Source organism: Pedobacter sp. UBA5917 (genome assembly GCF_002432345.1).
Lineage (GTDB): Bacteria > Bacteroidota > Bacteroidia > Sphingobacteriales > Sphingobacteriaceae > Pedobacter.
Window position 1 is genome coordinate 1 of the sequence record NZ_DJDT01000280.1, and the last position, 8,207, is coordinate 8,207.

General features: G+C 38.8%; 10 protein-coding genes. 4 read left to right on the forward strand and 6 right to left on the reverse strand.

Features of this window, described 5'->3' with window-relative positions; all coding sequences use genetic code 11:
* The 4 genes from B2V92_RS19130 to B2V92_RS19145 form a co-directional block, all read left to right on the forward strand.
* Window positions 1–539: rhodanese-like domain-containing protein (locus tag B2V92_RS19130; protein ID WP_293311222.1), on the forward strand; the 539-nt coding region annotated here is incomplete at its 5' end.
* 1 nt (window position 540) lies between these two features.
* On the forward strand, window positions 541–984 hold the full coding sequence (locus B2V92_RS19135) for a molybdenum cofactor biosynthesis protein MoaE (protein WP_293311224.1): 444 nt from the start codon (window positions 541–543) through the stop codon (window positions 982–984).
* A 1-nt stretch (window position 985) separates the two neighbouring features.
* Window positions 986–1,894 carry a bifunctional molybdenum cofactor biosynthesis protein MoaC/MoaB gene (gene moaCB, locus B2V92_RS19140; protein ID WP_293311226.1) on the forward strand — a complete coding sequence of 303 codons (909 nt, stop codon included), beginning with the start codon at window positions 986–988 and terminating at the stop codon, window positions 1,892–1,894.
* 301 nt (window positions 1,895–2,195) lie between these two features.
* Window positions 2,196–2,537 carry a hypothetical protein gene (locus tag B2V92_RS19145; RefSeq protein ID WP_293311228.1) on the forward strand — a complete coding sequence of 114 codons (342 nt, stop codon included), beginning with the start codon at window positions 2,196–2,198 and terminating at the stop codon, window positions 2,535–2,537.
* Between the two features lies 1 nt (window position 2,538).
* On the opposite strand, the gene B2V92_RS19150 is transcribed toward B2V92_RS19145, so the two are convergent.
* From B2V92_RS19150 to B2V92_RS19175, 6 genes are all read right to left on the reverse strand, one after another.
* The gene (locus B2V92_RS19150; protein WP_293311230.1) at window positions 2,539–3,210 is read right to left on the reverse strand and encodes a hypothetical protein; all 672 of its coding nucleotides are present in this window, start codon (window positions 3,208–3,210) and stop codon (window positions 2,539–2,541) included.
* A 245-nt stretch (window positions 3,211–3,455) separates the two neighbouring features.
* Window positions 3,456–3,644, reverse strand: coding sequence for a cold-shock protein (locus tag B2V92_RS19155; protein WP_183759679.1), 189 nt, complete (start codon window positions 3,642–3,644; stop codon window positions 3,456–3,458).
* 121 nt (window positions 3,645–3,765) lie between these two features.
* On the reverse strand, window positions 3,766–4,056 hold the full coding sequence (locus B2V92_RS19160) for a hypothetical protein (RefSeq protein WP_293311233.1): 291 nt from the start codon (window positions 4,054–4,056) through the stop codon (window positions 3,766–3,768).
* A 633-nt stretch (window positions 4,057–4,689) separates the two neighbouring features.
* Window positions 4,690–5,580, reverse strand: coding sequence for an SMP-30/gluconolactonase/LRE family protein (locus B2V92_RS19165; RefSeq protein WP_293311235.1), 891 nt, complete (start codon window positions 5,578–5,580; stop codon window positions 4,690–4,692).
* Between the two features lie 231 nt (window positions 5,581–5,811).
* Window positions 5,812–7,572, reverse strand: coding sequence for an ABC transporter ATP-binding protein (locus B2V92_RS19170; protein WP_293311237.1), 1,761 nt, complete (start codon window positions 7,570–7,572; stop codon window positions 5,812–5,814).
* Window positions 7,556–8,207 (reverse strand): ATP-binding cassette domain-containing protein (locus B2V92_RS19175; protein WP_293311239.1); only part of this gene is annotated, 652 nt, incomplete at its 5' end. The genes B2V92_RS19170 and B2V92_RS19175, both read right to left, overlap by 17 nt.

The following is an 8,207-nucleotide window of genomic DNA, read 5'->3' on the forward strand; positions in this document are numbered from 1 at the left end:
GTGTTATTGGTGTTTTACCCGGGATAATTGGAAGCATGGCTGCCGCAGAAATTATTAAACTGGTAGCTAAAATCGGACAGCCGCTCACCAATAAAATATTAAATTATAACTTACTTACACAAGAACAGTATACCATCAATATCAGTAATGGGAACGATTATACTTTACCAAAAACGGTTGATGAATTTTTAAATATGGAATATCAGGATACCAGCGAAGGACCGCAGGGATATGTAGAAATTGATGCCAGCGAACTGGTTAAACTGCAACAGGCAGAATCTACTATTTTAATCGATGTACGCGAAAGGCACGAAGTACCCGTATTAGACAAACAGATTTACACACAGGTACCCATGTCGGAGTTTGGTGCATTTTTAAGTAAGGAATTTTACCAAAAACACGTGGTTTTAATCTGTCAGCACGGCATTAGAAGCGTTGCCGCAGCCGAAGCCTTACAGGAAAAATATGGCGCCGCAAAAAAGATCTACAGTTTAAAAGGTGGTATTGTAAAATGGCGTGATCATTTTTTAAGATCGTAACATGAGCGAAAAAAAGGTTAAAAATATATTTGTAAACGGACCAATTGCTCCAGCTTTTATAGCCGATAGCATTGCAAAACACAGCAGCAAAACGGCCATCGGCGGACATAGCATTTTTATGGGCCAGGTACGGAAAGATGAAATTGAAGGGAAATTTGTTGCTGCGATAGAATACACGGCCTACGAAGAACTTGCGCTCGAAAAAATGCACCAGATAAGAGAAGCCATCTTCGAAAAATATCCGCTTAACTGCATGCACATTTACCACAGTTTGGGCACAGTAAAAACAGGCGAAATCTGCCTCTTTGTTTTCACTTCATCTGCACACCGTAAACCTGCAATAGAAGCCTGTAGCGAAGTGGTAGACCGTTTAAAGGCCGAATTACCAATTTGGGGCAAAGAAATATTCGAAGACGAAACACATCAGTGGAAAGAAAATACATAACATGGTAAACATCACCAAAAAATCGAGCAGCCTGCGCATCGCAATTGCCACCGCAACGGTAAAAGTATCGAAACGGGAAACCATCGATGCCATTGAACAGCGCAAAATACCCAAAGGCGATGTGTTCGAATTTGCACGTGCAGCAGGATTATTCGGCGTTAAAAAAACCAGTGATGTAATTCCCGATTGCCACCCGCTTCCTATCGAATATACTGGTATTACCTACGAAATTGTGGGCTTAACCATCATTATCACCGTTGAAGTACATACCATTTATAAAACCGGTGTAGAGGTTGAAGCCATGCATGGCGCCTCGGTTACTGCTTTAACGATGTACGATATGCTAAAACCGATTGATAAAGGCGTAGAAATCGAAAATATCAGACTGCTTAAAAAGTCAGGAGGTAAATCAGATCTTAAAAACGCCAGATTCCCCGAAATCAAAGCAGCTGTTATAGTATGTTCTGATTCTGTTTTCGAAAATAAAGCACAGGATACTTCGGGTAAGGCCATTATTTCCCGTTTAGAACAATGGGAAATTAATGTGGCGCAATACGATGTTGTTCCTGATGAAATGAATGTGATCAGGGATAAAGCGATCGAATTAAGCAAAAATGGCTATCAACTACTTATTTTTACGGGTGGTACCGGACTTTCGCCGCGCGATGTAACTCCAGAGGCTATTGCACCTTTAATCGACCGCAATATTGAAGGCATTATGGAAACAGCCCGTGGCTATGGGCAGGAACGCATGCCTTATGCCATGCTTTCGCGCGGCGTAGCAGGTTTTATCGGTCAAACACTTGTGCTTACCTTTCCCGGCTCTAAAAGTGGCGCAGAAGAAAGTATGGATGCCTTATTTCCCCAGGTACTGCATTTATTTAAGGTAATTAAAGGAGAAAAACATTAAAATCTGTTAGTCGGGATTTGCAATCCCGACTGATCTGTCATTATGAACGTAGTGAAGAACCTTTAAACAAACAGAATTTCTAATTCTTGTAGCAATGTTTTGGAAGTATACACCGGATTACAAATCCGGAGATCAATGGTCAAGATCACAGATCCTGACCAACATACACTAGTCGGGATTTGCAATCCCGTCTCCCGAACTAAGGATTTTTAATCCTTCAATCCAGATCTTAACCAACAATATTAAATCTAAACAGCAAAAATCTCTTTTGCGATAAAAAATTAAGTCTTATTTTTGCCGCATGTCGTCTAAATACAAAACCTTATATTTCTTTCAAAATACCGATACCGCTATCCTGGAAATCCAGCGTTTGGATCTGCCTGAAAGTGCAGATGCAGAAGCAACTTACCATTGGCTTTATTATGATAAACTTACAGGTTCTTTGATTAAATTATGGTTCAGGTCGATGGATTCTTCTACCGAAATTGAAGAGCGTTATTTCGAGCAGGGTTATCTTAAATTCAATAAAACAGAGGCTACATATATCGAAAAACACAATTCTTCGCAACAAAAGCTAAATAATATGGGCAATAGGGCACTGGGTGAAGAAATTAGTGCATTATTGGAAAATTACCTGAAATAATTTAAGCCATTTGGGGTAGTTCCGATTCAAGTATGCTTTTGCTTAATGGGTACCTGGAGGCATGAAAGGCTTTAAGTGAACCGCAAAAAGCCGGATACCACTCCTCACTTTGCATATTTTCCAATAACTGTGTACACGAAAGCACATCGGCATCTGCCTGATTTAGCGCTCTTGCCACATAACTTACTACATCCCATATCCCTTCAACCATAAAAAACCGGAAAGTAGATAGAATTGCCGACCATTGTACTTTTTTAGCCTGTAACAGGAAGAACCTCGAAACCGGACTGCACAAGCGTTTAAAAGCCATATAATCGTCTTCAGCACCTTCCAGATCCAAAAGCTCATCGCTATAGGGAAGATTTAAGATTTCTGCGGCTATTTTATCGAGCCCATGCAGGTATATGCTTCCGGCACAGATAGAAGAAATCGATACCAGGGAAAGATGATCATATATTTCCTGATGCATTTTCAGTTTACCATTACGTACAAACACGAGCCCACCTTTTTTTGTACTTCCATTCTGGGTGTTCATCGCCGATAAACTTAAAAGCTCAAATTCGGCAGCAAAGTTTAACGCCATTACAAACTGCGCAGCAGCCATAAAAGTACCCCTATCAAGCGGTTTGTTATGGATAACAGGTTCCTGAATTGAAAAAATAGAAAGTTGCAAAAATATTAATTTGTTTGGTTCCGGGCCGAGTAGATCGGCATAACAAAAATAAAAATCCAATCCACAAAACAACTATGCAAAGCATGGTTAAAATGGCTTTAACGGGTAATCAACTAGAAATGAGAAAGAAATTTTTTCAACCTTTTTGTTCAGTAAACAATGTATTAGAGCAGGAGGTCAGAATACGCAAATTTTGGCAAAAAAAAAGCAGGACTAAATCCTGCTCAAAATCTTTTGGGGAAGAATTAAACAACTCTTACTTTCACTGCATTAAGGCCTTTTTTGCCTTCTTGAACTTCGTATTCAACTGTATCATTTTCTCTGATTTCGTCAATCAGGCCTGATGCATGCACAAAAATCTCAGATCCGCCTTCTTCTTTAATGAAGCCAAAGCCTTTTTCCGAGTTAAAAAATTTTACTGTTCCGTTTTTCATTATACTGGATGTTTTTAAATTAAAAACCAAAAATAGGATTAAAACCCAAAAACCAAAATAACTGGCAAACAAAATTGAGTTTACGGTAAAAAAAAAATCAAAACAGCAAAATTTGAAGATATTAAGACGGGTTCCGTTGCGTAAGCGAAGAGTACCAGTTGATGGGATGCGACCTTAAATTCATGCCATCGCTTTCGATATGGTAAAGGATAATGGGCATGGTAAAATCTACAAAACGCTCTACCTGGCGGGAAAGTTTACCCAGAAAATCCATACTCGATATCCCTTCCTTTAAATGAACATAAATTACACTGCCTGTTTTAAACTCAAAGCGCTCCACTACTCCCGGCCACTCTGTTTTTATCCTGGTAAGGAAAGCTTTGATTTTGGTTTCTTCTTTTAGGTTTTCCATAAGCTTATCAGGTTTTTATGAATATATGCTAATTTAAAAAAATATTCCAAATAAGATTAAATGTAACAGCACCTATACAATTGGTGATGGAAAATGTAAGATGGGTGATGGAAAATGGATGATGTGAGATGGATAACGGATGATATAAAGATTATTTCATCTTAAATTCCGTATTTTCTATGGGATTGCTATGGAAATCCGACTCCTGCGATTCGTCACCCTGAACTTGTTTCAGGGTCTTACGTGCAAGATTGATTTCTCCTCGCCTGTATGGACGAGCATTTCGCTATGCTCGGATTGAGATGACATCGATTTTGTTAAACAATACTCAGCACGGAGTTGAGGGGTTTACCACAACGCTTATGATATGCAGATTAGTTAATATGAATTTTACAAGTGTAAAAGGATTCTTCACTACGTTCAGAAAGACAACAGATTGGATAAAAAAGTAAAAAAGCCCTTCAATCCTGAGAGGGCTTTTTCATAGTCGTCTATCCCTATAAGTAGGAATCCAAAACTAAAAAACGAGTTTAATATTTTAAGGGGTTGAATAAACTGAACAGAAAAAAATTTCAGTTCAATTCATATTCGTTTTTCGCCCTTTAAATGCATTTAAACGACTATAACCATTCATTACTCTACTCCTTTTGCATTTACCGGAATTACATAAAGCGATTTTGAAGCCGTAATAAACAGCTTATTTCTGTCTTTTCCACCGAAACATATATTACCGCACCAGTTTTCGGGCACATCGATATGACCGATTTTTTCTCCTGTTGGTTTATAAATATTTACACCTTTTCCGGTTACATAAATATTGCCGTTGCTATCTAAAGTCATCCCATCTGAATTTTGATCAAGGATGAGTTGTCTGTCCGATAATTTCGCATCTGCACCAATCGTATAACGATAGGTTTTATTGGCACTCATATCGGCCACGTACAAAAATTTCCCATCCGGTGTACCTACAATGCCATTGGGTTTAATAATATCATCTGCTACAATAACGGCTTCTTTTTTTCCCTTTGGAAGATAATAAACCTTTTGTCCCTGGATTTCAGGCGATTTCCTTGTCCAGTAATCACGCTGATAATAAGGATCGGTAAAATAAATGCCACCTTTTGCATCCAGCCAGATATCGTTCGGTCCGTTTACTTTTTTGCCTTCATAATCACTGAAGAGCACTGTTATTTTTTTGTTTTTATCGATAGACCAGATCTGGTTATTTTCGTCGGCACAAACAATAAGATTACCTTTTTTATCGAAATAGGTACCATTGGCCCTACCCGATTTATCCATATACAGGCTCAATTTACCATCAACACTATATTTCCAGATTTTATCGTTCGGTTGGTCGGTAAAAAAAACGTTCCCTTTTTTATCAACAGAAGCACCTTCGGTAAATTTAAATTCTGATGAAATCAATTTTAAACTGTCCTGAACAAAAAGTGGCTGCCCTGCACTTTGTGCAAACAAGGCCATACTAAAGGCAGAAAATGCCAGAGAGAAGAAATATTTTTTCATTTGTGTTTTTAAAAAAACCTATCAGGTTTTTAAAACCTGATAGGTTTGTAAATAGGTAGGTAAATATATCAACTTACCCGTTTTCCTTTTAGTAACATATTTAATGCATCGTTCAGCTGTGCTAGTCGGGATTTGCAATCCCGTCTGTGTGAACTAAGGATTTTTAATCCTTTTCAGTGGATTACAAATCCACAGCACAATAAATCGAGATTGCAAATCTCGACTAACCTATCAACTTACCCGTTTCCCTTTTAGTAACATATTTAATGCATCGTTAAGTGTACCTGCTTTTTGCACTTCGCCTTCATTTACAAAATAAATCTCGTCGGCGTTTTCGATGGTATTTAAACGATGCGCAATAATAACCAACGTAGTTTCTTTCGAAAGTTTATTTAAAATACTGCCCAAAAGCTGTTCGGTGATGGTATCGATGTTTGCCGTAGCTTCATCAAGAATCAGTAGTTCTGGATTGCGCAAAACCGCACGCATAAAAGCAATCAGTTGTTTCTGCCCCAAGCTGATACTATCCGACCCCGAAGTGATCTGTGTATTCAAACCTTCATCAAATATGGCCAAAAGTGCATTCAGGTTAGCTTCTTCAATGATTTTTTCCAGTTCTGCATCGCTAACATTTTTATATAAACTGTTACCGTAAAGAATATTCTCTTTAACCGTTCCGGTAAACAAAAACGGCTCCTGCAGGATGAAACCGATCTTTTGTGTCCTTTCTTCTGCCGAAAACGAACGGATATCTTTACCATTTAATAAGACAGTCCCTTTGGTGGCATCGTACAGCCTCGAAATTAGCGAAGCCGTTGTGGTTTTACCTCCACCTGTTGGACCGATCAATGCATAAGTTTTACCTTTATCGAACCTTAAATTGATGTTATGGAGAATTTCTTTGCTATCGTCATAAGAGAAATGGACATTTTTAAACTCCAGCAAAGCATCAGAAGTTACGTCATCACTTACTTCAATCTGTTTTAAATTACTTTCTAAGGTCAAAATCTGCGAAATCCTATCCCAGCCCGCCATTGCTACCTGAAAACTTGTCCAAAGTGCTGCCAACTGTCTTAACGGGTTATAAAAATTGGTGGTATAAGAAATATAACTCACCAGCAAACCCAGGGTAAAATTGCCTGTTGATATTAAATAAATACCAAATAACAGGGTAATCAGCTGTGCTATGCTAGATAATAAACCATAAACCGGCACAAAAATATTGTTGGCCAAACCTGCACCAATCGCAGTTTTATAATTCTGTGTATTCGCTTCATCAAAACGTTTTCTAAAATAATCTCTGCGGTTAAATGCAATAATCACTTTAAAATTATTCAGGCTTTCCTGAATTTCGGCACTCATTCCGCCCACACTCTTCAAGTTTTTCGCATTCTTTGCTTTTACCCAGGGTGATAAAGCCATCGTAAAAAGTACAATTGCAATTGCAGGCGTTAGTGTAGCTGCGCCAAGCTCTATATTGATAGACAGCAGGAAAATCCCCGCACCGATCATGGTTACGATACTGCCGATAAACTGCATTAATGATTGTGAAAAAAACTGGTTCAGTTTATCTGTATCATTATTTACCCTCGAAATCAGATCTCCCGCCTTATTCTGGTTAAAAAAAGAAACCGGTAGTTCCTGTAACTTATTAAATATGGCGTTACGTAAGGTATAAAGCATTCTTTGCCCCACGCCCCCCATCAGTCGTGTTTGGGTATAACCGGTTACCATGGCAATCATATACATCACCAATAAAATTCCCCCAAAAACAAGCACGCCATGGAACTGCTTAGTGCGGATGTAGGTATCAACAGTATGGCCTACCAATAATGGACCTAAAAGCAATAAACCCGAATTTACCAAAATGGCAATCAGTGCCAGCCAAAGGTTCCGGCGTTCGGCAGATATTAATTTTAGCAGGCTTTTAAGCGCCTTATAAGTAGATTGCTTTTCCTGCCCGGTGCTAAGCTGGTTAAGATTGTAGTTCATAATTACTGGTGCTCTGTTGTGAATTGTAAATCTGAACATACTCAGGACTGCTTTTTAAGAGTTCCTGATGGGTTCCTTCTGCAATAATTTCGCCCTGCATCAACAGGATCACTTTGTCGTAATGTTCAACAGAAGCTATTTTTTGGGTAATGGAAAGTAAGGTTAAACCGGGATAGTTCTGCTGGATATTCTCCAGAATCCTTTTCTCTGTATTGGTATCAACACGGGCAGTAAAATCATCCAGCAATAAAATCCTGGGATTAACAGCTAAAGCCCTCGCCAACATGATCCGCTGTTTCTGTCCGCCAGATAAACTGTTTCCGCGTTCCGAGATAATGGTATTCAACTGATCCGGCAAGGCATCCACAAAATCTTTCAGTTCGGCCGTAGCAATGGCTTTGGCCAAAGATTCATCGGTAACCGTATCGCTAAAGGCAATATTCTCCCTGATACTCATGTTAAACATGATGCTATCCTGAAATACAAAACCCACCTGTTGATGGAAATCTTCCTGTTTGTATTGTTTAATTTCCTGTCCATCGTATAGTACCGATCCGGTATCTGCATCAATCAAACCTGTTAAAATATATAACAGTTGTGTTTTACCTGCAGCCGTTGGGCCGATAATGGCTGGG